Origin of the sequence: Sphingomonas pokkalii, assembly GCF_003096275.1 — a bacterium.
Taxonomy (GTDB): domain Bacteria; phylum Pseudomonadota; class Alphaproteobacteria; order Sphingomonadales; family Sphingomonadaceae; genus Sphingomonas; species Sphingomonas pokkalii.
In genome coordinates this window covers 3,002,942-3,024,994 of sequence record NZ_QENQ01000001.1, presented here as the reverse complement: position 1 = coordinate 3,024,994, position 22,053 = coordinate 3,002,942, and the positions used below count along the sequence as shown (strand labels likewise).

General features: G+C 65.9%; 22 protein-coding genes. 16 read left to right on the top strand and 6 right to left on the bottom strand.

What is annotated here, in order from left to right:
* The first annotated feature begins 2 nt into the window (after positions 1-2).
* Genes DD559_RS13910 through flhB form a run of 3 tightly spaced genes read left to right on the top strand, consistent with a single transcriptional unit; the run spans position 3 to position 2,094 of the window.
* Positions 3-266 (top strand): flagellar biosynthetic protein FliQ, encoded by a 264-nt coding sequence (locus tag DD559_RS13910; RefSeq protein WP_116469708.1) that lies wholly within the window; start codon positions 3-5, stop codon positions 264-266.
* Positions 263-1,021, top strand: a complete 759-nt coding sequence (gene fliR, locus DD559_RS13905; RefSeq protein WP_116469707.1) for a flagellar biosynthetic protein FliR — start codon at positions 263-265, stop codon at positions 1,019-1,021. Before DD559_RS13910 ends, fliR begins: the two co-directional genes overlap by 4 nt.
* Entirely contained in the window at positions 1,021-2,094 is a 1,074-nt protein-coding gene (gene flhB / locus DD559_RS13900; RefSeq protein ID WP_116469706.1) for a flagellar biosynthesis protein FlhB, read from the top strand. The genes fliR and flhB overlap by 1 nt, the downstream gene beginning before the upstream one ends.
* Before the next feature lie 12 nt (positions 2,095-2,106).
* Here the strand turns inward: flhB and DD559_RS13895 are convergent, their stop codons facing one another.
* Together DD559_RS13895 and DD559_RS13890 are read right to left on the bottom strand one after the other, a co-directional pair.
* Positions 2,107-2,589, bottom strand: coding sequence for a GNAT family N-acetyltransferase (locus DD559_RS13895; protein ID WP_116469705.1), 483 nt, complete (start codon positions 2,587-2,589; stop codon positions 2,107-2,109).
* A 58-nt stretch (positions 2,590-2,647) separates the two neighbouring features.
* The gene (locus DD559_RS13890) at positions 2,648-3,037 is read right to left on the bottom strand and encodes a flagellar assembly protein FliX (RefSeq protein WP_116470915.1); all 390 of its coding nucleotides are present in this window, start codon (positions 3,035-3,037) and stop codon (positions 2,648-2,650) included.
* A gap of 111 nt (positions 3,038-3,148) precedes the next feature.
* Between DD559_RS13890 and DD559_RS13885 the strand changes: the two genes are divergently transcribed.
* The 4 genes from DD559_RS13885 (at position 3,149) to DD559_RS13870 (ending at position 5,820) form a co-directional block, all read left to right on the top strand.
* Positions 3,149-4,252, top strand: a complete 1,104-nt coding sequence (locus tag DD559_RS13885) for a flagellar basal body P-ring protein FlgI (protein WP_116469704.1) — start codon at positions 3,149-3,151, stop codon at positions 4,250-4,252.
* Positions 4,252-4,557 carry a rod-binding protein gene (locus tag DD559_RS13880; RefSeq protein WP_438270410.1) on the top strand — a complete coding sequence of 102 codons (306 nt, stop codon included), beginning with the start codon at positions 4,252-4,254 and terminating at the stop codon, positions 4,555-4,557. The genes DD559_RS13885 and DD559_RS13880 overlap by 1 nt, the downstream gene beginning before the upstream one ends.
* On the top strand, positions 4,554-4,979 hold the full coding sequence (locus tag DD559_RS13875; protein ID WP_116469702.1) for a flagellar protein FlgN: 426 nt from the start codon (positions 4,554-4,556) through the stop codon (positions 4,977-4,979). Before DD559_RS13880 ends, DD559_RS13875 begins: the two co-directional genes overlap by 4 nt.
* Positions 4,980-5,316: 337 nt before the next feature.
* Positions 5,317-5,820, top strand: coding sequence for an FxDxF family PEP-CTERM protein (locus DD559_RS13870; protein ID WP_116469701.1), 504 nt, complete (start codon positions 5,317-5,319; stop codon positions 5,818-5,820).
* A 93-nt stretch (positions 5,821-5,913) separates the two neighbouring features.
* Here the strand turns inward: DD559_RS13870 and DD559_RS13865 are convergent, their stop codons facing one another.
* Both DD559_RS13865 and DD559_RS13860 read right to left on the bottom strand, forming a co-directional pair.
* The gene (locus DD559_RS13865; RefSeq protein ID WP_206364505.1) at positions 5,914-6,330 is read right to left on the bottom strand and encodes a flagellar basal body protein; all 417 of its coding nucleotides are present in this window, start codon (positions 6,328-6,330) and stop codon (positions 5,914-5,916) included.
* A 2-nt stretch (positions 6,331-6,332) separates the two neighbouring features.
* Positions 6,333-9,116 carry a hypothetical protein gene (locus tag DD559_RS13860; protein WP_116469699.1) on the bottom strand — a complete coding sequence of 928 codons (2,784 nt, stop codon included), beginning with the start codon at positions 9,114-9,116 and terminating at the stop codon, positions 6,333-6,335.
* 87 nt (positions 9,117-9,203) lie between these two features.
* Here DD559_RS13860 and DD559_RS13855 point away from each other — a divergent pair, with 87 nt between their 5' ends.
* The 9 genes from DD559_RS13855 to DD559_RS13815 all read left to right on the top strand — a co-directional run bounded on the left by DD559_RS13855 (position 9,204) and on the right by DD559_RS13815 (position 19,935).
* Positions 9,204-10,238 (top strand): flagellar motor switch protein FliG, encoded by a 1,035-nt coding sequence (locus tag DD559_RS13855; protein WP_438270409.1) that lies wholly within the window; start codon positions 9,204-9,206, stop codon positions 10,236-10,238.
* A gap of 13 nt (positions 10,239-10,251) precedes the next feature.
* Complete coding sequence (locus DD559_RS13850; protein WP_116469697.1) at positions 10,252-10,899, top strand: FliH/SctL family protein; 648 nt, start codon at positions 10,252-10,254, stop codon at positions 10,897-10,899.
* Positions 10,900-11,024: 125 nt separating this feature from the next.
* Complete coding sequence (locus tag DD559_RS13845; RefSeq protein WP_116469696.1) at positions 11,025-11,921, top strand: hypothetical protein; 897 nt, start codon at positions 11,025-11,027, stop codon at positions 11,919-11,921.
* A gap of 166 nt (positions 11,922-12,087) precedes the next feature.
* Positions 12,088-13,644: a flagellar basal-body MS-ring/collar protein FliF gene (gene fliF, locus DD559_RS13840; RefSeq protein WP_240610259.1), complete on the top strand. Its 1,557-nt coding sequence runs from the start codon at positions 12,088-12,090 to the stop codon at positions 13,642-13,644.
* A gap of 10 nt (positions 13,645-13,654) precedes the next feature.
* Positions 13,655-14,008: a flagellar motor switch protein FliN gene (fliN, locus tag DD559_RS13835; protein ID WP_116469694.1), complete on the top strand. Its 354-nt coding sequence runs from the start codon at positions 13,655-13,657 to the stop codon at positions 14,006-14,008.
* Positions 14,008-15,339 (top strand): sigma-54-dependent transcriptional regulator, encoded by a 1,332-nt coding sequence (locus DD559_RS13830; protein WP_116469693.1) that lies wholly within the window; start codon positions 14,008-14,010, stop codon positions 15,337-15,339. Before fliN ends, DD559_RS13830 begins: the two co-directional genes overlap by 1 nt.
* Positions 15,340-15,360: 21 nt before the next feature.
* Positions 15,361-17,442, top strand: coding sequence for a flagellar biosynthesis protein FlhA (gene flhA, locus DD559_RS13825; protein ID WP_116469692.1), 2,082 nt, complete (start codon positions 15,361-15,363; stop codon positions 17,440-17,442).
* Between the two features lie 77 nt (positions 17,443-17,519).
* Positions 17,520-19,259 (top strand): flagellar hook-length control protein FliK, encoded by a 1,740-nt coding sequence (locus DD559_RS13820; protein ID WP_116469691.1) that lies wholly within the window; start codon positions 17,520-17,522, stop codon positions 19,257-19,259.
* Between the two features lie 10 nt (positions 19,260-19,269).
* Entirely contained in the window at positions 19,270-19,935 is a 666-nt protein-coding gene (locus DD559_RS13815) for a flagellar hook assembly protein FlgD (RefSeq protein WP_116469690.1), read from the top strand.
* Positions 19,936-20,554: 619 nt separating this feature from the next.
* Here DD559_RS13815 and DD559_RS13810 read toward each other — a convergent pair.
* Together DD559_RS13810 and DD559_RS13805 are read right to left on the bottom strand one after the other, a co-directional pair.
* The gene (locus DD559_RS13810) at positions 20,555-20,956 is read right to left on the bottom strand and encodes a hypothetical protein (protein WP_116469689.1); all 402 of its coding nucleotides are present in this window, start codon (positions 20,954-20,956) and stop codon (positions 20,555-20,557) included.
* Positions 20,957-21,094: 138 nt separating this feature from the next.
* The gene (locus DD559_RS13805) at positions 21,095-21,949 is read right to left on the bottom strand and encodes a flagellin (protein WP_116469688.1); all 855 of its coding nucleotides are present in this window, start codon (positions 21,947-21,949) and stop codon (positions 21,095-21,097) included.
* Positions 21,950-22,053 lie beyond the last annotated feature (104 nt).

Here is a 22,053-nt window from a genome sequence, read left to right as displayed (position 1 = left end):
CCATGACGCCCACGCAACTGATCAGCCTCACGGAATCGGCACTGTTCCTGATCCTCACGGTCGCCGGCCCGCTGTTGCTGACGTCGCTGATCGTGGGCGTCGTCATCGGCCTGCTCCAGGCGCTTACCCAGATTCAGGAAACCACCCTAACCTTCGTGCCCAAGCTGGTGGCGATGGGGCTGGTGTTCCTGCTGATGCTTCCCACGATCGGCCAGGCGCTCGGCGCGTTCATGGGCAAGATCAGCGATATGATCATCCACGGATGATCGTCCCCCCCGATCTCGCACTGCACGTCACGGCGTTCTTCATCGTGTTCGCACGGGTCGGCGCGGTGCTGATGCTGCTGCCGGTGTTCGGGGAAGACGCGATTCCGGGCCGCATCCGCCTGTTCATCGCCTTCGCGATGTCGGCGGCGATGTACGGCCTGATCGGCGCCCCCGCCCGCACGGCGGTGGAAGCGGGCGCGATCCTGCCGGCGGTGCTCGTCACCGAACTGATCACCGGCCTTGCCATGGGCATGATCGTCAAGATCCTGTTCTTCGCGATTTCGATGGCCGGATCGCTGATGAGTATGCAGATCGGCCTGTCCGCGGCGGTGATGTTCGATCCGGCCCAGTCCAGCCAGGCGCCGATCCTCTCGAAGCTCGTTGGCCTGGTCGCCGCGCTGGCGTGCATGGGGATGCAGGTGCATCACCTCTGGCTCGGCGCGATCGTCCACAGCTACCAATCCTTTCCGATCGGCGGGATGCCGCCGATGCACGACTTCGCCGAGCTCGCCATACAGGCGATCAGCCGCTCGATGACGCTGGGCATCAGCCTCGCGGCGCCGTTCCTGGTCTATGGCATCATCTTCAACGTCGCGCTGGGCCTGGCGGCCCGTGTCGCACCGGCGATCCAGGTCTTCTTCATCTCGCAGCCGCTCAACCTGCTGCTCGGCCTCGCGCTGGCCATCACCACCATCGGCACCATGCTGACCTTCTTCACCCGCGCCATGGGTGATGCGATGCAAGGGGGCTGGTGATGGCGGGCGGCGGCGAGGATTCGGACGACAAGACACAGGAACCGACCGACAAGAAGCTCGAGGACGCCCGAAAACGCGGCGACGTGCCGATGGCGCCGGAAATGCGCCATGCGGCGATGTTCACCGCCGCGCTGGTCGTGATGGGCGGCCTGGGCACCTACACCATCCAGCATCTGGGCAACCTGTTCGTGCGGCTTTGGGGCAGCGCCGACGATTTCCACATGACGCCGGAAGGCGGACAGGATTTCGCGACCGGCCTGTTTACCGCGATCGCCACGGCGCTCACCCCGATCATGGCGGCGCTGTTCGGCTTCGCGGTCCTCGGCGGCGTGCTGCAGGGCCGCCCGATGATCAGCTGGTCGCGGGTCAAGCCCAAGTGGAGCAAGCTCAATCCCATGAGCGGCGCGAAGCGGATGTTCGGGAAGCAGGCGCTTGTCGAATTTCTGAAAACCTTCACCAAGCTCTGCCTGGTCGCCGGCATCGCCGGCACGATCGCCTGGCCGCACGCGGCAACGATCGATCGGCTGGTGGGTGCCGATCTGGTCGATACCGGGAGCGTCGCCAGCGCCATTGTCGTCGCGATGCTGCGGCCGGTTGCCATGCTGGTCGGCGCGCTGGCGCTGTTCGATTTCGTCTGGCAGCGCCGCGCCTATCTGAAACGGATGCGCATGAGCCTTCAGGAAGTGAAGGACGAATACAAGCAGAGCGAAGGCGATCCCAAGATCAAGGGGAAGATCCGCGCCATCCAGATGCAACGGGCACGCAGCCGCATGATGTCCAACGTGCCCAAGGCGAGCGTCGTCATCACCAATCCCACCCACTATGCCGTGGCGCTGCAATATGATCACGGTGCGATGGGCGCTCCGGTGGTGGTGGCCAAGGGCGTTGACAGCATCGCGCTCAAGATCCGCGAGATCGCCACCGCGAACAACATTCCGCTGGTGGAAAACCGCCCGCTGGCCCGCGCGCTCTATGCCAGCGCCGACCTCGACCGCCCGATCCCGGTGGAGCATTATGCTGCCGTCGCGGAAGTCATAAGCTACGTGATGAAGATCGCCCGCAACCGGCGCTGATCCGCGACGCGGCTACAGCCGGCGATACAATATCAGCGCATCGACCAGGCCGCGTTCGGGATGATCGAACGCCTCGGGAACCCGCCCGACGGTCTCGAAGCCCAGTGCGTGCCACAGCCGCACGGCCGGGACATTGCTGCTGACGACGAAGTTGAACTGCATCGCCCGAAAGCCCCGCGCCCGCGCCTCCGCGAAGGAATGCACTGCCATCGCCCGCGCCACGCCGCGCCCCCGCGCCTCGGCAAGCGTGGCATAGCCGCAATTGGCGATATGCGCGCCGCCGCCCGCCTGGTTGGCACGCAGATAATAGGTGCCGACCACCATGCCGTGCGCGATCGCGACGAAGCTTTGGCGATCCCCGCCCAGCCAAAAGGCCACCGCATCGTCGCGCGATAGATCGCGATCGAGTGCATAGGTTTCCCCTGCCCGCAGCACGGATTCCAGGATATGCCAGATCGCGTCCGCATCGGCGGGGGTTGCGGGTCGGATATCCATGCACCGCCCGTCTAGCGCCGGAATTCGCGCCGCGAAAGCCGGTCGGCAGCCGGAAGCCTCAGACCTCGATGTCGAGCTTGGCGAGTTCCACCCGGACGCGGAGTTCGATCTCGCCCATCAACTGGGCCAGCGCCGGGTCCTCCGGGGGCGCGATCGTCTGCGTCCATTCCACGATGTCGCGCAGACGCGCGGGGTTCGGCGCTCCGGCGATCAGTTCCTTGTGCAGGCGATCGAGCATGTCGATCCCGCGTTCGGCCTTGCGGGCAAGCTTGCGGCGCCGCTCGACCACCGGATTGGCGACCGCGATCGCCACCAGCATCTGCACGGTGGTGGCCGGCGTGGCCGCCGGCGCCGGCAGGGGCTGCACGGTCGCGGGGCGGGATTCTTCGGTCGCTGCGGTCAGGCCAGACACAGACTTTGGCAGCACCCCCAACAGGTTGCGTGCCATAATCGGTGAAAGGCTGTCGATGCGCACGAATTCCAACCCTCGTGAGCCCGGTTGGCTCTCCTCTTCCTATAAGAAGAATATCGTTAAGTTTCCACTTCGCCCGAGAGGTTTATGTACCGTCTGTACGGATCGATGCTGGCGCTCTTGCTCGCCATTGCCGGCGCGCCCGAAGCGAGCGGTCAGACGCGCATCAAGGATATCGTGGACGTCGAGAACGTTCGCGAGAACCAACTCGTCGGCTACGGCCTGGTCGTCGGTCTGGCGGGCACGGGCGATCGCATCCGCAACGCGCCGTTCACCGAGGAATCGATGCAGTCGATGCTCGAACGGATGGGCGTGAATATCCGCGGCACGCAGATGCGCACGCAGAATGTGGCAGCCGTTTCGATCACCGCGACCATGCCCCCCTTCGCCCGCTCCGGCTCGCGCATCGATGTGCAGGTTTCTGCGCTGGGCGATGCCACCAGCTTGCAGGGCGGCACGCTGATCGCGTCCTCGTTGCGCGCGCTGGATGGCGAAATCTATGCCGTCGCGCAGGGGCCGCTGGCCGTTTCCGGCTTCAAGGGCCAGGGCGCGGCCGCCAGCGTCAGTCGCGGCGTCACCACCTCCGCGCGCATTGCCGGCGGCGCGATCATCGAACGCGAAGTGCCGTTCGCCCTGCGCTCGTCGACCAGCCTGAAGCTGGCGCTGAAGAACCCCGATTTCACCACCGCCGATCGCATCGCCCGCGCGATCAACGGCCGCTATCCCGGCGCCGCGCAGATGCTCGATCCTTCCACGGTGGAGGTCCGCGGCGCACCCGGCAGCCAGGGTTCGGTGATCGATCTCGTCACCCAGGTCGGCGATCTCGAGGTGAAGGTGGATCAGCCGGCGCGCGTCGTCATCAACGAAGCCTCGGGCACGGTGGTGATGAACAGCGACGTGCGGATCACCCCCGTCGCCATCGCCCAGGGCGGCCTCACCATCACCGTCACCGAAGCGCCGCAGGTCTCGCAGCCCGCGCCCTTCTCGAACGGCCAGACCACGGTGGTGCCGCGCACCCAGGTGCAGGTGAACGACGGCAACGGCGCCAGCCTGGCGGTCATCAACGGGCCGTCGCTGCAATCGCTGGTCAGCGGGCTCAACACGCTGGGCGTCTCGCCGCGCGACCTGATCACCATCTTGCAGGCCATCAAGTCGGCCGGCGCGCTCCAGGCCGAAATCGAGGTGCAATGATGCCGACCACCCCCATCCTCCCGGCCACGGCGGCCACGGCGACTACCACGCCCCAGCCGCCCAAGGTGGATCCCAAGAACGCCAAGACCGCGCAGGAATTCGAAAGCGTTTTCCTGGGCCAGATGGCGAAACTGATGCTCGAAAGCGTGCAGCAGGACGGCGAATTTTCCGGCGGACATGGCGAAGAGATGTTCCGCGGCGTTCTCGCCGAAAAGCTCGGTGCCGAAATGGCGCGGCGGGGCGGCGTGGGCCTCGCCCCGGCCGTGCTCGACCAGATCCTCAAGCTACAGCAAGGACAGAAATGATCACCCAGCTTGTCGACGCAATGGTGTCCCTCACCGCCTTGATGGAGGAAGAAAGCGAACGTCTGTCGCGCGCGCCCTATATCCCCGAACTCGGCGAGATCGCCAACGCCAAGCTGCGGCTGGCCGGGAATATCGAGGCCGAGATCGCCCGGCTGAAGCGGCAAGGCCCGGACGATTGGCTCGAATCGCTGGAACCGGAGGATCGCGCGGCGCTCGCAGAGGCCAGCAAGACCCTGCGCGATGCGTCGATCGTCAACGCCCGCATCCTGTCGCGCCAGATCGAGCTTTCTGCCGACATGATGGCTGCAATCGCGGCAGAGGCCCAGCGCCTCACCGGCAGCCGCAGCACGACCTATGGCGCGTGCGGCGGGATCGCCGGGCTGGATGCACCCGCGCCGATCTCGATCAACGCGCGCCTCTGAACGCCGATCGAATCAACCCCGCCGCCGGCGCCATCCCGGAACTTCCGTCCTTCGCGACGGCAGCGAAATGACTTGGCCTCTTCTTTCCGATTCTTTGTTGCACCGCGACGAATTACCGTACCGATCCGGGGCACCAGGCACCCATTACTTGCTCAGATTTAACACCTAACACTATGTTTTTTATGCGTAAATTCTATGGTTAAACAGAGTTTAAAATGTTGCTGTAAATCATGTGCGGTTGAGCTATGAGGGGGTGTCAGCCAGAGAGAGTCTATGTGCACCTGTCCATGTCGGCGGAGGGCTCACGGCTGGAAGCTTGGCTAGAGGGAGGTCTTTCATGAAGCGTTTGAAGACGATTTTGGCGGGTGCGGCGATGGTCGCCGGCGCCTATGCCGTTACGGGCACTGCCCAGGCGGCAACCTATGTTTGCGGCGCAACGGGCACCTGCTCGTTCGACGGCACGACCGGTGGTTTCTCGAACGTCCGCCGCAGCGCCGGCGCGACCGCGAGCGACACGTTCAAGATCACGCTGCCGACCGCGGGTCAGGTCAAGCTGACCTTCACCACCGCGAACCTGACGTTCCTGTCGGCGAGCTTCAACGGTGTCAATTTCACCCCGGTCGCGGGCGTGGAGAAGATCTTCAACATCGCCGCTGGCGGTACCTATGACCTGCTGGTCTCGGTGAAGAACAACACCAGCCGCGTCGCTTCCTACAGCTCGACGATCGATTTCGTCGCGGTGCCGGAGCCGGCTGCTTGGGGCATGATGATCGCCGGTGTCGGCATGGCGGGTGCGGCGCTGCGCCGTCGTCGCCGCGCGCCGCGCGCCGCGATGGCCTGAACCAGCTGCAAAGCCAAGAAGAAGGGGCGCAGGCAATGCCTGCGCCCCTTTTTTTGTGTCCGCGAGCGCCGCGCCGCGCCGCGCGCGTCAGGATCAGCCGTTGCCGCCCTTGCCCAGCGCCGTCTTCAGCATCGAAAGTTGCTTGCGGTAGATGTTGGTCATCGCGCTGAAATCGGCCTGGACCTTGCCCATCTTGAGCAACTGGTCTTCGAGCGTGACATTGTTGCCGTCGGGCTTGGTCTCGCTGACATCCTTGTCGAACACGATGCCGCTGCCGATCGGCTGCACGGCGCCCAGGCTCTTCATCGCGCCGGTCAGCTGGACCTGCGGCTTCGACACGACGACACCGCTACTCCCCAGCAGATCGCCGAAGTTCGGCTCCGATACGTCGCGCGCCTTGTAGCCGGACGTCTCACTGTTGGCGAGATTCTGCGCGATCACCTGCTGCCGCTGCGAGAGATTCTGCATCCGCAGCTGAATCGCGGAAAAGATCGAAGGCATGTCTGACATGGTTATCGTCCCAGGAAGATCGAAGTCGAGTTATTCTGGCTGAGCCGGTTCAGCGCCGCCTGATAATTGGCGAGTTGCGCCTTCTCGATCGCAGTCGAGGCCTTGCCGGTATTGGCCGACTTGATCGAGCCATCGGCGAGCGCCGCCTTGCCGCTGTCCCAATAGAGCGACCGATAGGCGCTCTGTGATACCGAAATCGCATCGGTGATCTTGGCGAGCGCGACCTTCGCATTGTCGACGGTCGCCAGGCTCAACGCCTCGCTGAGATCCAGGCCGAAGCTGCCACCAGGACGCACCTTCGGCGCCGAACCCGATACGGTCGCCTGGTTCGCGATCCGCTGCGGTTCGAGCCCGAGCTTCGCCAGCGCGTCGGTCTCCCCCGTGCCCGCAACCAGCTCCATTTCGTGGCCGGCCTTCATCGAGATACGCAGCGTCTGCACGCCATCGAACGCGCTGGCGCTGATCGTGCCCTTCGACGCGCCCAGCATTCCCTGCATCCGATCGGCGATCGTCTTGAGCGTATCGTCCTTTTCGATGGTGACCTTGCGCAAGGCGCCGCCATCGGCGCGGAAGGAGAAGCTGTCCCCCACGCGCAGGGTCGTCTGGGTCGTCACCTTTTCGGAAACGGCGGGATTGATCGTCCCGCGCCCAAAGCCCAGTGCGGAGACGGCATTGTCGCCGCCCTTGTCGGCAGCGATGCGGACCGGCTCGGTGCGCAGCAGCGCCTTGCCGAACTGGTTGGTGCTGGCGATCGCGCCGGTACCGGCGTCGATCCGCGTGACGAAGCCGTCGACCGGCCCTCGGCGCGTCGCGCCAAGATCGCCGGTGGTGCGGCCGCCCGCATAGAGATCGTTGCCGAGGAACGCGACGCTGTCGACCTGATCGTCCGCGCCGGTGCCGATATAGGTGGTGCTGGCGCTGCTCAGATTCGCATCGATCCGGGTGACGAAGCCGTCGCGTTCCCCGCTGAGGCCGTTGACCTGCGTCCCGCTGAGCGCGCTGCTGGTCGCGCCGCCCACGGCGATGCTGCCGTCTGCCCCTACGGCGATGGCGCGTGCATCCGCCGCGCCCAGATCGATGCTGGCAAGATCGTTGGACAGCGCCGTGGCGTCCATCTTCATGACCTTGGCATTGCCATCCTGCGACATCAGGGCCAGCAGATTGCCGTCCTGGCCGATGGCGAGCGCATTGATCGTTTCGCTGCCGGTGGTGCCGATGGTGCGGCGTTCGGCGATCTTGCCGTCCGCACCGATCCGCGCCACCATCGCGTCCCCGCCCTCGCCCGAGACCCGACCGGCGACATAGACCGATCCGTCATTGCCGACCGTCACCGCCTTGGCGGTGTCGATCCCGGTCGAACGCACGACGGTCGAAAACGCCTCGTCGCCATTGGCCGCATATTTGGCGACGACCATGTCGCCATCCGAGGTGACGCCGTTGAAATTGCCGGTCACCGTCCCGGCGACGACGACGCTGCCGTCGCTGCCCAGCGTGACCGCCGCACCCTTGGCATCGCCAGCGGCACCCAGGTTGCGCTGCCACACGACCTTGCCTGCGCCGTCCATCTTCGTCAGGAACAGGTTGTTGTCGCCATCCGACAGATTGGCGCCCAGATCCCCCTTGGTCGTCCCGACGACATAGGTATAGCCCTTGCCGTCGCTGACGACCGCCGCCGCGTCGGTGCTGGCATAGGCGTTGTTGGTCTTTTCGGTCTTCGACGTCACCTTGCCGTCGAGGTCGACCGAACTGGTGGTGACGTTGGTGGTCTTGCCGGCAAGCTCGTTCTGCTTGGTGGCGTTGCGATCCAGCGCCTGGATCGTGCCCATCGACACGCTGGTCTGCGCGCCGGCGGGATCGTTCAGCCGGAAGACCTGCGTCGCGGTGGGCGCATCGAGCGCGGTCTGGCCGGTGGCGACGACCAGCGAATCCTTCGAATTCACCTGGTCGAGCGAAACCTGTTCCAGGCCATCCGGGACATCGAGGCGCAGGCGCCACTTGTTATCCTTGAACTCGGGCACGAAGCGCCCGAGCCACCGCGTCACCGGGTTGCCCTTGGCATCCAGGCGCGGCGTCCCGTCGTCATTATAGACCAGCTGCGAACTGATCTGCGCGTTCAACGCATCGGCGACCGAGTCCATCGTCGGCGGCTGCGGCCCCTGCGCCAGATCGATGGTGAAGGTCTGGGTAAGCCGTGGACGGCTCAGCGTCACTTCGAACTGTTCTGTCCCGGTGAGCCCGGGCAGCGGATCGGAACGCTTGGAGACGAGCGACTTGCCGGGCACCTGATAGGTGGTCGCCGAGGCGAGCTGGGTGGATGTCGTCGTCGAGGTCGGTCGACCGAAGGCAAGATTTACCTTGTCGGACGGCGCGGTTGCCAGGAATCCCTGAAGCTCGGCCAATCCCTTGGTGAAGGCCTTCTGATAGCTGGCGCGCTGGGCGTCCGACGTGGTCTTCGCGGCCGCCGCGTCGGCGAGCACACGCAATTTATCGAGCGCCTTGTAGGTGGTGAAGCTGGTCTGCACATCGTCCGGCAGCAAATTCCCGCTGCTGTCGATGTTGGACTTCTCGAGAAGGGTGCGTGCCGCGAGGATGGAAGAAATCGATGTCGCGCCGTTCGCCTGGGCCTTCGGGTCTTTCCAGGGGGGCGTGGTCGGGGCGAGGGTGAACTGTGCCTTGGCCGTGCGCACGGCCTTGCTTTCGAAGGTGAGCGGGGCGGTCATCGAAAAGGCATTCTGCCCGGTGAGCATACTCAGCCCAACAAGACTTGCCGACAAATTAACCGTCATCCGACCCGTTCCTTCCCCTAACAAGTCTATAATAGAGGAAAGCGCGGCCCTGCGGCGGCGCACGGTCCATTTTCTGCAGGGATGAACATGGCTTCTCTCGCCACCGTGGGCGAACCGCCCGAGCTGAAGAAATATTCGGGGCCGCAGCGTGCTGCCGCGCTGATGCTCGCGCTCGGCCGCGAGCATGGCGCGCCGATCTGGGATCAGCTTTCCACCGACGAAATCAAGGAACTTTCCTCCACCATCGCCGGGCTGGGCCGCATCCCCAGCACCGTCGTGGAATATCTGCTCGTCCAGTTCACCGGCGAAGTGGCGAGCATGGCCTCGCTCCACGGCAGCTACGAAACCACCGAACGCCTGCTCGCCGGCATCCTGCCGGGCGAAAAGGTGAAGGAGATCATGGAGGATATCCGCGGTCCCTCCGGCCGGACGATGTGGGACAAGCTGTCCAACGTCTCCGAAACCGTGCTGGCCGGCGCGCTGAAGCAGGAATATCCGCAGACCGTCGCGGTCATCCTCTCCAAGCTGCGCCCCGATCACGCCGCCCGCGTGCTCGCGGAACTGCCGCGCGAATTTGCGGTGGACGTCATCATGCGTATGCTCCGGATGGACACGGTGCAGAAGGAAGTCATCAATCAGGTCGAACAGACGTTGAAGACCGAGTTCATGACCAACCTGTCCCGCTCGCAGAAGCGCGATCCGCACGAAAGCATGGCGGAACTGTTCAACTCGCTCGATCGCTCGACCGAGGAAGCGATGCTCACCGCGCTCGATGCCAAGGCGCCGGAAAGCGCCGAGCGCATCCGCGCCCTCATGTTCACCTTCGAGGATCTCGCCAATCTGTTGCCGCCGGCGATCGCCTCGATCGTCCGCAATGCCGACAAGCGCGAAATGGCGCTGGCGCTGAAGGGCGCCCCGGATCAGCTGAAGCAGATGTTCTTCAATGCGATGACCGAGCGCGCCGCCAAGCTGATGCGCGAAGACATGGCCTCGATGGGGCCGGTGCGCGCCCGCGATTGCGAAGAGGCGCAGTCGAGCCTCGTCCGCCTGGCCAAGGACCTCGCCGATCGCGGCGAGATCCTGCTGGTCGATCCGAAATCCGACGACGCAATGATTATCTGAGGACCATGGCCGCATGAGCATCCATGTCGAACGTTTCGCCTTCGATCGGGTCTTTTCCGCGCCGGTGCCGGAAAAGAAGCTGGTCGACGAAGACGCGCTGATCGAACTCGCCGCGCTGCGCGCCGAAATCGCGCTGCTGAAATCGGATCAGGAAGCGGTGATCGCCCGCGCCCGCGCCGAAGGGTTCGAGGCAGGCCTGGCCCAGGCGCGCAGCGAGCGCGAAGTCGCGCTGCTGAACGCCGTCGATGCCCTGCACGCCGGCATCGAGGTGATCGATGCCCAGTTCACCGAGATCACCGACCGCGTGACGAGCGAGGCGACCGAAGTCGCGCTTGCGGCCGCCGATCATATCGCGGCGCGCGCGATCGAACGCGCGCCGGGCGATGCCGTGGACGCGGCGATCGGCCGGGTGCTCGGCCAGGTGGCGCGCGGCACCGAATTGCAGGTCCGCGTCCATCCCGATCTTGTCGACGATATCGAAGCAAAGATCGCCGACCGCCAGTCCAAGGACCGCCGCCGCCTGAACCTCAGCGTCGCGCCGGATGCCACGCTGGCGATGGGCGATGCGCTGATCAACTGGGATGAAGGCGGCCTCGCCCTCAGCGCGCAGGCGCGTCGCGACGCCATCGCGGCCGAGCTGGAAAGCCTGTTGCTGCATTGATCCCGGGAGCGCGAACGGACGGCGCGTCCGCCGCGGAGCACCGTTCGTCCCGCCGCCCCGCCTGCAGGGGATGACGGCCCCTCCCCGCCTGCATAGGCCAGGCGCGATCGGAGGTGCGCGTAACCATGCAGGCTTATGATATCGATATCGGTTCCTGGCGAACCGGCAATCCGGATCGCGGCGAGCATGGCTGGTGCTTCGGCTTGCCGCCCGGCATCGCGCCCGAACAATGGCCGCTCGATCCGGTCACCGGCCATCCGCTGGTCCACGGCTTCACGCTGCTGCTTCCCGAAGACTATCGGGTGCATGGCCCCGATATCGTCGCCATCGCCTTCTTCGCCACGCCTGCCGATGGGAATGACGGCGGCGCCCGCACCTGGAACGATGCCGTCGCCGAGATTGTGGAGGCCCCCGGCAGCGATCGGCCGCAGGATCCCGATCTGGCACGTTGGTGGGAGCGCGCGCGCCAAGCCCATCCGCGGCTCCACCGGATGAAAGACATTCTCGACTATTCCTATGCGGCCGTGCTGCTCACCCGGGCGGAGTTCGACGGGCCGCTCTGCCGTCCGCCGGCGCCGGTGCTGCCGCCCGAGCGCCATGATGCACCGCCTCCCGACTGGATTTCGGCAGGTTCGGCGCCGGCATTCGAGACGTTCAGCGGGCAATCCCCCTTTGCGGATACGCCCGATCCCTGGTCCATCCACCGCCCGCTCCGCCTTCTGCCGCGTGCCGAGGATCCCAATGCCGGGATCGCGCCGCAGGAAACCTGGGACAATGCCGATGCCGCGAACGGCTATCGCTCGCCCTATTACACGGCGGAGGACGGCGAATGGCACGAACAGCCGTGGCTGAAGGACCATGGCTATAACCATCTGGGCGGCACGATGCGGCCATGCCAGGCGGTGCCCGCGTTCAGCCCCTTCTATATCGAGTTCGAAGAGATGCTGGGCGGCTATAATTTCGGGGGCGGCAACGCGCAGCTCGACCTTCGCGACCTGCAGTTCGATTGGGCCTGCGGCTGATGGCGCCGCCGCGCTAGGCAAAAAATTCCCACCCGGCAGAAACTGCCGCGCCTGGCCTTCCTATAACTAGAGAAGACCAGGGGCATTCCGCGCCCCGTAGCTAGTGCATGGGGCGGCTTTGGAAGCGATCAAGAATCTGGTAGCTCAGTTGGGCTCCAAGCGGCTCATGCTGATGGGAGGCGTGGCGATCGCCCTGATGGCGGCGCTGACCATCGTCGCGATGACCAGCTCCAAGTCCAACATGGGCTATCTCTATACCGATCTCGATCCCGCCGCGGCTTCCACCATCACGGAGAAGCTGAAGGCGCAGAACGTGCCCTATACCCTCTCCGCCGATGGCACCGCGATCATGGCGCCGGAGGAAAAGCTCGCCGAACTGCGCATGAGCATGGCCGGCGAGAAGCTGGGCGGCAAGATCGGCTATGAGGTGCTGGACGAGGAACAGCCCTTCGGCGTTTCCGCCAGCCGCGCCAAGATGAACGAGACGCGCGCCATCGAAGGCGAGCTTTCCAAATCCATCCAGACGATTCAGAACGTTACCGCCGCCCGCGTCCATATCGTGATGCCCGAGCGCGCGATGTTCGCCAACGAAAGCCGCAAGGCAACGGCAGCCGTGACGGTGAAGACCAAGAGCCATCTTGGCTCGGAATCGATCGCCGCGATCCGCTATCTCGTCTCCTCCTCGGTGCCCGAACTGTCGCCCGATTCGATTTCGGTGGTCGACCAGACCGGCGCACTGCTGGCGCGGGCAGGCGATCCCGATACGGCCGGAGCCGGCGATGCCGACGAGCGTCAGCAGGCGGTGGAAGCCAAGCTTCGCGCCGAAATCGAAGCGCTGCTCCAGCCGATCGTCGGCGAAGGCAAGGTGCGCGCGGAAGTGTCGGCGCAGATCGATCGCGACCAGACGCGCGAGGAATCGAACGTCTATGATCCGGACAAGCAGGTCGTCGCCCGCCAGGTGAGCGTCGAGACCGGTGACCAGAACAAGGAAAGCGACGCCGGTCCCCAGACCGCATCGGTCGCCAACCAGTTGCCCGATGCCAAGGCCGCGCCGGGCGCGCCGGGCAGCTCGCGCCAATCGGCCAGCAACCAGACGTCGGAAGACACCACCTATTCGAACAGCTCGACCCGCACGGTCACCGTCCGTGCGCCGGGCAAGGTCACCCGCCTCACGGTGGCGGTGATGGTCGATGGCGGGCCGAAGGGGCTGCCGACCGAGCAGATCCAGCGCCTGCAGCGGCTGGTGGAAAACGCCGCCGGCATCGACACCCAGCGCGGCGACAGCGTCGTCGTCGAAAGCATGCCCTTCTCCGCCGTCCCGGTGGAGGAAGACAAGGCCGGCTTCTTCTCGAAGCTGCCGGTCGACCGGATCTGGACCTTCCTGCAGCTTGCCCTGATCGCCGGCGTCGGCCTGCTCGTCCTGCGCATGCTGAAGCCGAAGCCGGAGCCCCTGCCGATCGAGCCGGAGGTGACTCAGCTCGAAGCGCAGCAACATGCCGAGGAAGTCCGCCTGCTTACCGAGCGCGCGGCGGATGGCGATCCGGAAGCGATGCAGCAGCTCGAAGCGATCGGCGCCACCGAACCGGCGCTGCTCGATCAGGAAATCGCCCTCGCCCAGGTGGACGGGCGGATCAAGCTCTCGGCGCTCAAGCGGATCGGATCGACGATCGCCTCGAGCCCGCCCGAAGCAGCTTCGGTGATCCGCCAATGGATGAACGCATAGGAACTATCAGATGACGATCGATCCCCACGACATCATCCCTTCGGACGGCAACGAGCCCCAGCAGGTGCCCGACTTCGAGGATTTCGAGCTGCCGGGCGGAAACCCGGAAGCACCCGCCGGCATGACGGGTCTGGAAGCCGTACACGACGTCCCCGTCAAGGTGCAGGCCGTTCTCGGCCGCGCCCGCATGCCGATCGGCGATCTGCTCAACCTCACCTCCGGCACCGTGCTGGAACTGGACAGGCGGGTGGGCGAACCGGTGGACATCTTCGTGAACGATCGCCTTATCGCCCGCGGCGAAGTAGTCCTAATCGATAACGCGCTGGGCGTGACGCTCACCGAAATCGTACGGGCGGATCGCTGATGGCATCCGCGATCCGAATGCTGCTGATCGGTGCACCCGGTAGCGAGTTCCGCCTTGCCGCCGAACTGGCGCGCAGCGCCGGTGCCGAAGTGGCGATGGCCGATACCCCGCAGGACGGCCTGATCGAACTCCGCCAGGGCGGCGCGGACCTCGTCATGATCGATGTGGAGGCGGACATCACCGGGTTCATGCAGAGCATCCGTGCCGAGCGCTTCACCATTGCGGTGCTCGCCTGCGGCATCGATGCCCCGGCCGAACGCGCCGTCGCGGCAATCCGCGCCGGTGCACGCGACTACGTGCCCCTGCCCCCCCAGCGCGAGTTGATCGCCGCGGCGATCGCCTCGGTCGTCGAGCGCAAGGCGCCGGCCTGGATCGGCGGCCACCCCGCACTGGCTCGCGCCCTGTCGCTCGCCGCCGCGGTAGCGCCCAGCGGTGCGCCGGTGCTGATCACCGGCGAGAAGGGCAGCGGCAAGGAAGTCACCGCCCGCGCAGTCCATGATGCCTCGGGCCGGGTACAGCCGATGCTGGTCGCCGAATGCGCCGGCGTTGCTCCCGACGTGCTCGAATCCGAACTGTTCGGGCATGAAGCCGGCGCCTTTCCCGGCGCGGTCGCCCGCCGTATCGGCCGGCTGGAAAAGGCCGGACACGGCACGATCCTGCTCCGCGAAGTCGGCGCACTCTCGCCCGCGCTGCAGGCCAAGCTGCACGAGGTACTGCAGAAGCAGCAGTTTCGTCGGCTGGCCGGGGACGAGGTCGTTCCCTTCCACGCGCGGCTGATCGCGACCACGAGCATCGATCTCGATGCGCTGGTGCATGCCGGTGCGTTTCGCGCGGATCTGCTGGTGCGCCTGGGGCTGGTGCGCATCGAGGTGCCGCCGCTGCGCGAGCGCGGCGACGATATCATCGCGCTCGCCCGCTATTTCGCCAAGCGCCATGCCGAAGCCGATGGCGTACCCCCGCGCGCCTTTACCGACGAGGCGATGGCCCTGATCCAGCGCCACTCCTGGCCCGGCAACATCCGCGAGCTGGACGAAACCGTGCACCGCGCGATCCTGCTCGGCCGTGCCGCCGCGATCCAGCCGGGCGATCTCGTCAGCGCGGATGGCACGCCGCTGGTCGAGCTGACGACCGACAACAGCGCGCTCGACATCAACAGCCTGGTCGGGCGCACCGTTGAAGAGGTGGAGCGCGAACTGATCCTGCAGACGCTGGAGCGCTGCCACGGCAATCGCACCTCGGCCTCGAACATTCTGGGCATTTCGGTGCGTACGATGCGCAACAAGCTGCGCAGCTTCATCGAAGCCGGCATCGCCGTTTCGCCCGCGCCCTGAACCCTTAGCCGGTAGCACGCCATGCCTCCCGCCCTTCTGAAGCTGCTCGATCGCATCGGCGCCAATCGCGACATGGCGCTGGCCGGCGGCGTGATCGCGATCATCGCGATGCTGATCCTGCCGATGCCGGGCTGGCTGCTCGACATGGGGCTGGCCTTGTCCATCACCCTGTCGGTGATGATCCTGATGACCGCGCTGTTCATCGAGAAGCCGCTGGAACTCAGCGCCTTCCCGACGATCCTGCTGATCGCGACGATGCTGCGGCTGGGCCTGAACCTCGCTTCGACGCGCCTGATCCTCGGCCACGGCCATGAAGGGCCCGATGCCGCCGGCGGCGTGATCGGCGCCTTTGGCGAATTCCTGATGGGCGGCGAAACCATCATCGGCCTCACCATCTTCCTGATCCTGGTCGTCATCAACTTCGTCGTCATCACCAAGGGCGCCGGCCGTATTGCCGAAGTCGCCGCGCGGTTCAGCCTCGATTCGATGCCCGGCAAGCAGATGGCGATCGACGCCGATCTCTCCGCCGGCATGATCAACGAGGAACAGGCCAAGGCCCGCCGCGCCGAGGTGGAGGCCGAAAGCGGCTTCTACGGCGCGATGGACGGTGCGTCGAAGTTCGTGAAGGGCGATGCCGTCGCCGGCCTCTTGATCACCGCGATCAACATCGTCGTCGGCCTGGGCATCGGCGTGGTCGAACACGGCGTGCCGTTCGCCGAGGCGTTCCGCACCTATACCGTGCTCACCGCCGGCGACGGCCTGGTCAGCCAGATCCCGGCGCTGATCGTCTCGACCGCGGCGGGCCTGCTCGTCTCGAAGGGCGGCGTGGCCGGCAAGACCGGCGCGGCGCTGGGCGATCAGCTCGGCCGCTACCCCAAGGCGTTCGGCATGGTGTCGTTCCTGATGGGGGCGCTGGCGCTGATGCCGGGCCTGCCTTTCGTCCCCTTCGCCGCCTTCTCGGCGCTGTCGGGCTATGTCGCCTGGGAGATGTCACGCCGCGCCACCGCCAAACAGGCCCGCGAGCGGATGGCCGCCGCCCAGGAAGTCGCCCAGGCCCAGGCAGTGGAACAGCCGATCTCCGAAACGCTGGCGATCGACGCCGTCCGGATCGAGATCGGCTATGCCCTGCTGCCGATGATCAACGACGATACCCGCGAACCGCGGCTCGACGATCAGGTCCGCGCGCTGCGCCGGCAGATGGCCACCGAATATGGCTTCGTGCTGCCGTCGGTCCGCATCATCGACAATATGGGCCTGAAGCCCAACGAATATGTCATCTCGATCAAGGAGACCGAGGCGGCCCGCGGCGAAATCCGGCTGGAAAAGCTGCTGCTCATCAATCCGGGCGGCACGCCCGTCGGCCTGCCGGGCGAGAACACCAAGGAGCCGGTGTTCGGCCTGCCCGCGCTGTGGATCGATCGCGAACTGCGCGAGGAAGCCGGCTTCCGCGGTCTCACTGTCGTCGATTGCGGCACGATCATCGCCACCCACCTCACCGAACTGGTGAAGGACAATATCGCCGATCTGCTTTCCTACACCGAGACGCAGAAGCTGCTGACCGAAGTGCACAAGGAATCGGAAAAGCTGGTGGCGGACATCATTCCGTCGAAGGTGTCGATCTCCAGCGTCCAGCGCATCCTGCAGAACCTGCTTGCCGAGGGCATTTCGATCCGCGACGTGCCAACGATCCTGGAAGGCATCGCCGAAGCCGCGCCGCTGACCAACAACCTCACCCAGATCACCGAGCATGTGCGCAGCCGGCTCGCCCGCCAGATCAGCGCGCAGCAGGTGCGCGGCGAGGCGATCCCGGTCGTCACGCTCTCGCCCGATTGGGACCAGGCCTTCGCCGACAGCATCCTCGGCACCGGCGACGATCGGCAGCTCGCCATGGCGCCCTCGGCGCTCCAGCAGTTCATCGCCGCGGTGCGCGAAACCTATGACCGGCTGGCGCAGGACGGCGAGATCCCCTGCCTGCTCACCAGCCCGTCGATCCGCCCGTTCGTCCGCTCGATCATCGAACGGGTGCGGCCGGCGACGGTGGTGCTCTCGCAGAACGAAATCCATGCCCGCGCGCGCATCCGTGCGCTCGGCGTAATTGGCTGATTGCATCGGTCGCCTCGGCGATCGCTCTATAATGGTTTGGAACGGCCCGTTTTCGAACCCGCGCACGAGGCGACTGAATGAACGTCACGACGATCGGCTTCCCTTCCTCGACGCCTGCATTGCCGGGGGCTGGCGCGGACGCGGGCATCTTGGTCGGCGGGTTTGCCGGCATGCTGGGCGGGCCGGTCCCGGTGCAGGGCATCCCCGGTGCCCCAGCGGTGGCGACGCCGTCGCTATCCGCGCCTGTGCCAGTCGCCCAGACCGACGCATCGCTTCTGCCGATCATGGACGCCGCTGCCGCCACGCAACGCCTGCCGGGCGACAAGCCACAGATGGCGATGGCGCAGTTGCTCGCCACCGCAGTGCCGTCTGCCGTCCTCACACCGCCGGCGCCCGCGGCCGACAAGCCACAGGTGGCGATGGCGCAGTTGCTCGCCACCGCAGCGCCGTCTGTCGTCCTCACACCGCCGGCGCCCGCGGGCGGCAATCCGCTGGCCGATGCCATTGCCCAGGTGCTGGCCAAGCCGGCCACGCCAACGATCGCCCAGCCGGTGGTCGACACCGCCTCCTTGCCTGCCGCTGCTTCGGCCGCGGTCGCGGACGCAGCGCCCCAGCCCGCAACTTCGCCCACCGCGACGGCGGACGCGGCACCGCTCCCCGCCTCCGACGCGCTGCCAAATGCGTCGACTCCGGCAAAGGCCCCCGCCCACCAACCCCTGCTGTCGGCCAAACGCGCCGTCGTGCCTGCGCCGGGTGCGGTGCAGCTCATACCCGTGCCAATGCCCAACGCAGATGGTACGGTGCCCGTCATCCCGACACCGGCGGAACCCCAATTGGTGGCGCTGAAGCCGAACGACGGCGCCTCGCCGGATGCCGACAAGACCAAGGCGGCCGGCAACGCCACGCAGAAGGACGCGTCCGTCGATGCCGCGCCGGATCCCGCAGGCGCATTGCTGCTGGCAGCCGATGCCGCAGTCGCCGCGCAGATACCGCCGCAGGCGCAGCTCGCCCAGCAAGCCCTTGCGCCCGTGGTGCAGGGCTCCACAGACAGCAAGCCGGCTCCGGCTGCCGGCGCCACCGTCACGGCCAAGCCTGCCCGGGGTGGAACGCCCGACCTTGCCCTGCCGCGGACGGATGCGTCGCCGGCAGACGCACCGGGCACCGAAATTGCCAGCGCCATCGCTGCGCGCGCCCAAAGCGAGAGCAAGGATGGCGGCGACAAGGGCGACGGCGCCGCCTCGTTCGGCCAGCAACTGGCGACGGATGCGCCGCGTGCCGCGCCAACGGCGCCCACGCACGCCAGTTTCGCCGGCATGGTGGCCAATGCAAGCCCGACGGCCCCCACGTCCCGGCCCGCGCCGGCCGCAGCCACCGCTGCCGAACCCGTGATCCAGGGCCGCCCCGGCGAACTGGGCCGCAGCCTGGGTGTGGAAATCGCCCGTAAGGTCGAAGCCGGCGAGGATACGCTGCGCGTCCGCCTCAACCCGGCCGAACTGGGCCGCGTGGAAGTGACCCTCGCCTTCGATCGCGACGGCCGCATGCAGGCGACGATGCGCGCCGAAAGCCAGCACACGCTCGATCTGCTCCGCCAGGACGCGCCCGATCTGGGCCGCGCGCTCCAGCAGGCCGGTATCCGCAACGATACCCAAAGCTTCCGCTTCGAAGGCCGCGACAGCGGCACCGGCAGCGGCAACGGCCAGTCTGCCTTCCAGCAACAGTCGCGCGGCGGCAACCAGCAGTTCCGCGACGAACCCGAACCCCAGGCCGCCGCCTATCGCCCGATCCGGGGCGATGGCCAGGTCGATCTGATCGCCTAGGAGCAACCCAATGACCCTCGTCACCAGCGCGACGAACAACACTACCCCCGGTGCAACCACCTCCAATGCCGCGACCAGCAAGCTGACGGCGGATTTCAACCTGTTCCTGAAGCTGCTCACCACCCAGATGCAGAATCAGGATCCGATGAATCCTACGGACAGCTCGCAATATACGCAGCAGCTGGTGCAGTATTCCCAGGTAGAACAGTCGATTCAGCAGAATAAGACGCTAACGACAATGCTCTCGACGATGAATATGCAATCGTTGACACAGAACTCGTCGATGATCGGCCAGACCGTTGAAATCGATTCGGACATGGCGGCGGTCAGTGCAAGCAGGCCGGCACAGTGGAACTGGATCGCGACCAATTCGGTAACCGGGATGACCGCGACGATCCTCGACTCCAAGGGCAACAAGGTCGACACGCGCACCTTCGAAGCGACCGGCACCAGTGGCACCTTCAGCTGGGATGGCACCACCAAGGATGGCAAGAAGCTCGATCCGGGCATCTATCGCGTCGCGCTTTCGGGCGTGAACGCAGCCGGCGCGGCCATCAAGGCGCGGCCGAGCGCGACAGGAATTGTCGATAATGTTCAGATGATTAACGGCGCACCGGTGGTTTCGCTCAACGACGCACAATACCCGACCAGCCTGATCACCCGTATTCAGAAGTAAATAATAATATCTATTAAACCACTCCTAACCCGACATCCGTATAAATCCTGTACCGAATTGAACGATTATCTTCTATCGAGGATCAGGATTTACCTATATAAGTACTTGCAGAGGATGAGAGGACGTTCCGATCCCCTCGCGATCCTCTCCTCTCTCTCATTGCCGGGCCCCCTCGCCCGGTATCGCGGCAGGCCAGTTCCCCCCAACTGGCCTGCCGCTCGCGTTTCGGCGCGATCGGCTGCCGCCGGCGGCGCCTGGCACCGACGCCGGCACCACCGAAGCCAGCCAATCCACAGGCCGCCGCCCGGTGCCCGTACCACGCTCCGTCTGTCGCGCGACGCCGCACGGCCTCCAGGCCACCCCAGCGCCTCCACCTACCGCCAGCCCGAACAGGCCGCCCCAGCACGGGTCCTCGGCCCTCGGGGGGAAGGGGGAACGGGTAGCGGCGCAAGTGCGCTGGCGCTGCGGCTGGGCCGGGCCGGGCCGGGCAGCAATGGGTCCGTATCGGCGGAGGTGGCCAACAAGCCCGGACTGGCGAATGCCTATCTAAGGGGCCCCGGCGGGCAGCATGGAGAGGGTCGGGGGCGTGGATGCCGCCATCTTCCCCGACAAGGCGGGATCAGTGGACGCGCGCCTCCGCGCGGCGAGTCAATTCGCGCGCATGGGCGGCGACGATGCACAACTCGGCATATAGGCGATCCCAGAAGGGTGCAGCGATCTCGATCCCGCTCCCGCCCTCCTGCGTAAGCAGAAGCACCGCAGACGGATCGACTTCCAGCCGCAGCCGCGTACCGAACATGCCATCGACATGCTCGTCGGGAAGCGCTTGGGGCACGGAAAGGCGCGCGGACATGATGTAGCCGGCCAGGACGTCGACGCCATAGCCATCGAGCAGCACGCGCGGCCGGCCGGCCAGGTCGGGTCGTTCGAGGACGATAAGGGCGCCGCTGGGATGCTCCTCAACGCTGACGCGCAAGCGGCCGCCAAAGGCGTCGGTGATTTCACGAATGCGCGGAAACACTACGAATTCTCCCGTTCGGTATCCTTATAGAACCGGAAACCATTCGACGCCGCGGGAAACCGACAAAAAAAGGGCCGGGATGGCGTACCATCCCGGCCCCGTTCCAGCCTTTGGCCCCCAGGGTTGGGCCGCTGGCTATTAGCGGAACAGCGAGGTGATCGTCTGCGGCGCCTGGTTGGCGATACCGAGCGCCTGAACACCGAGCTGCTGCTTCACCTGCAGAGCCTGCAGGCGGGCCGATTCCTTGGCCAGGTCGGCGTCGACGAGGTTGCCGATGCCCGAGTCGATCACGTCCGACAGCTTGCTGGTGAAGGTCTGCTGAGCGTCGATCTTGCGCGAAGCTGCGCCGAGCGTGCTGAGCGAGGTCTTCAGGTTCGCCTGCGTCGTGGTGATCGTGTCGATCATCGCGGTCGCCGCTGCGGACGTGCTGATGTTGCCGCTCGATGCAATCGTGACAACCGAACCGCCGAGGTCGAGGCCCTGGTTCGCCACGCTGAGCGAATCCGGGTTCCACGCGGTGGTTGCGGTGTTGCCGTCCTGCAGCGACTGCAGCGCCGACACGGTGCCGCCGCCGGTCTTCAGAAGGTTCGTGCCGTTGAAGTCCGAAGACTTCACGATCGTGGTGATCTGGTCACGAAGCTGGGTGAAGTCGTTGTTCAGCGCGGTGCGGGTCGCGGTATCGATACCGGTATCGGCCGACTGATACGCCTTCGCCTTCATCTGGTTCACGATGTCGGAGATCTGCTCGGCACCGGCAACGGCGACGTCAGTCACGCTCTTGGCGCGGCTGAGCGACGACGAAACCGACTTCAGGCCGCCCAGGTCGCCACGGAGGCCCTGTGCGATCGTGTACGAAGCCGAGTCATCCTTGGTCGAGGACACTGCCAGGCCGGTGTTGATGCGGCTCTGGGTGGTGGCCAGGTCCTTCTGAGTCGAAGTCAGGCTCTGCAGAGCCGCCATCGCGCCGACGTTGGTGTTAACCGAAAAAGCCATGGTATATTCCTTCTTGGATTAGGATCGCTTCTGCGATCCGGGTCGGAAGCGCCGACCCGCGACCTGGCGCTTTCCGCGCCCTGCACCCTCATTGTGGAAAGGAA

Excerpts from the sequence above, each read along its gene's own strand:
- DD559_RS13860 (WP_116469699.1), bottom strand. The coding sequence starts at position 9,116 with ATGACGGTTAATTTGTCGGCAAGTCTTGTTGGGCTGAGTATGCTCACC.
- fliR (WP_116469707.1), top strand. The coding sequence starts at position 263 with ATGATCGTCCCCCCCGATCTCGCACTGCACGTCACGGCGTTCTTCATC.
- DD559_RS13805 (WP_116469688.1), bottom strand. The coding sequence starts at position 21,949 with ATGGCTTTTTCGGTTAACACCAACGTCGGCGCGATGGCGGCTCTGCAG.
- DD559_RS13870 (WP_116469701.1), top strand. The coding sequence starts at position 5,317 with ATGAAGCGTTTGAAGACGATTTTGGCGGGTGCGGCGATGGTCGCCGGC.
- flhB (WP_116469706.1), top strand. The coding sequence starts at position 1,021 with ATGGCGGGCGGCGGCGAGGATTCGGACGACAAGACACAGGAACCGACC.
- DD559_RS13815 (WP_116469690.1), top strand. The coding sequence starts at position 19,270 with ATGACCCTCGTCACCAGCGCGACGAACAACACTACCCCCGGTGCAACC.
- DD559_RS13830 (WP_116469693.1), top strand. The coding sequence starts at position 14,008 with ATGGCATCCGCGATCCGAATGCTGCTGATCGGTGCACCCGGTAGCGAG.
- DD559_RS13820 (WP_116469691.1), top strand. The coding sequence starts at position 17,520 with ATGAACGTCACGACGATCGGCTTCCCTTCCTCGACGCCTGCATTGCCG.
- fliN (WP_116469694.1), top strand. The coding sequence starts at position 13,655 with ATGACGATCGATCCCCACGACATCATCCCTTCGGACGGCAACGAGCCC.
- flhA (WP_116469692.1), top strand. The coding sequence starts at position 15,361 with ATGCCTCCCGCCCTTCTGAAGCTGCTCGATCGCATCGGCGCCAATCGC.
- DD559_RS13875 (WP_116469702.1), top strand. The coding sequence starts at position 4,554 with ATGATCACCCAGCTTGTCGACGCAATGGTGTCCCTCACCGCCTTGATG.
- fliF (WP_240610259.1), top strand. The coding sequence starts at position 12,088 with ATGCTGATGGGAGGCGTGGCGATCGCCCTGATGGCGGCGCTGACCATC.
- DD559_RS13855 (WP_438270409.1), top strand. The coding sequence starts at position 9,204 with ATGGCTTCTCTCGCCACCGTGGGCGAACCGCCCGAGCTGAAGAAATAT.
- DD559_RS13910 (WP_116469708.1), top strand. The coding sequence starts at position 3 with ATGACGCCCACGCAACTGATCAGCCTCACGGAATCGGCACTGTTCCTG.
- DD559_RS13895 (WP_116469705.1), bottom strand. The coding sequence starts at position 2,589 with ATGGATATCCGACCCGCAACCCCCGCCGATGCGGACGCGATCTGGCAT.
- DD559_RS13885 (WP_116469704.1), top strand. The coding sequence starts at position 3,149 with ATGTACCGTCTGTACGGATCGATGCTGGCGCTCTTGCTCGCCATTGCC.
- DD559_RS13845 (WP_116469696.1), top strand. The coding sequence starts at position 11,025 with ATGCAGGCTTATGATATCGATATCGGTTCCTGGCGAACCGGCAATCCG.
- DD559_RS13850 (WP_116469697.1), top strand. The coding sequence starts at position 10,252 with ATGAGCATCCATGTCGAACGTTTCGCCTTCGATCGGGTCTTTTCCGCG.
- DD559_RS13880 (WP_438270410.1), top strand. The coding sequence starts at position 4,252 with ATGCCGACCACCCCCATCCTCCCGGCCACGGCGGCCACGGCGACTACC.
- DD559_RS13865 (WP_206364505.1), bottom strand. The coding sequence starts at position 6,330 with ATGTCAGACATGCCTTCGATCTTTTCCGCGATTCAGCTGCGGATGCAG.
- DD559_RS13890 (WP_116470915.1), bottom strand. The coding sequence starts at position 3,037 with ATGGCACGCAACCTGTTGGGGGTGCTGCCAAAGTCTGTGTCTGGCCTG.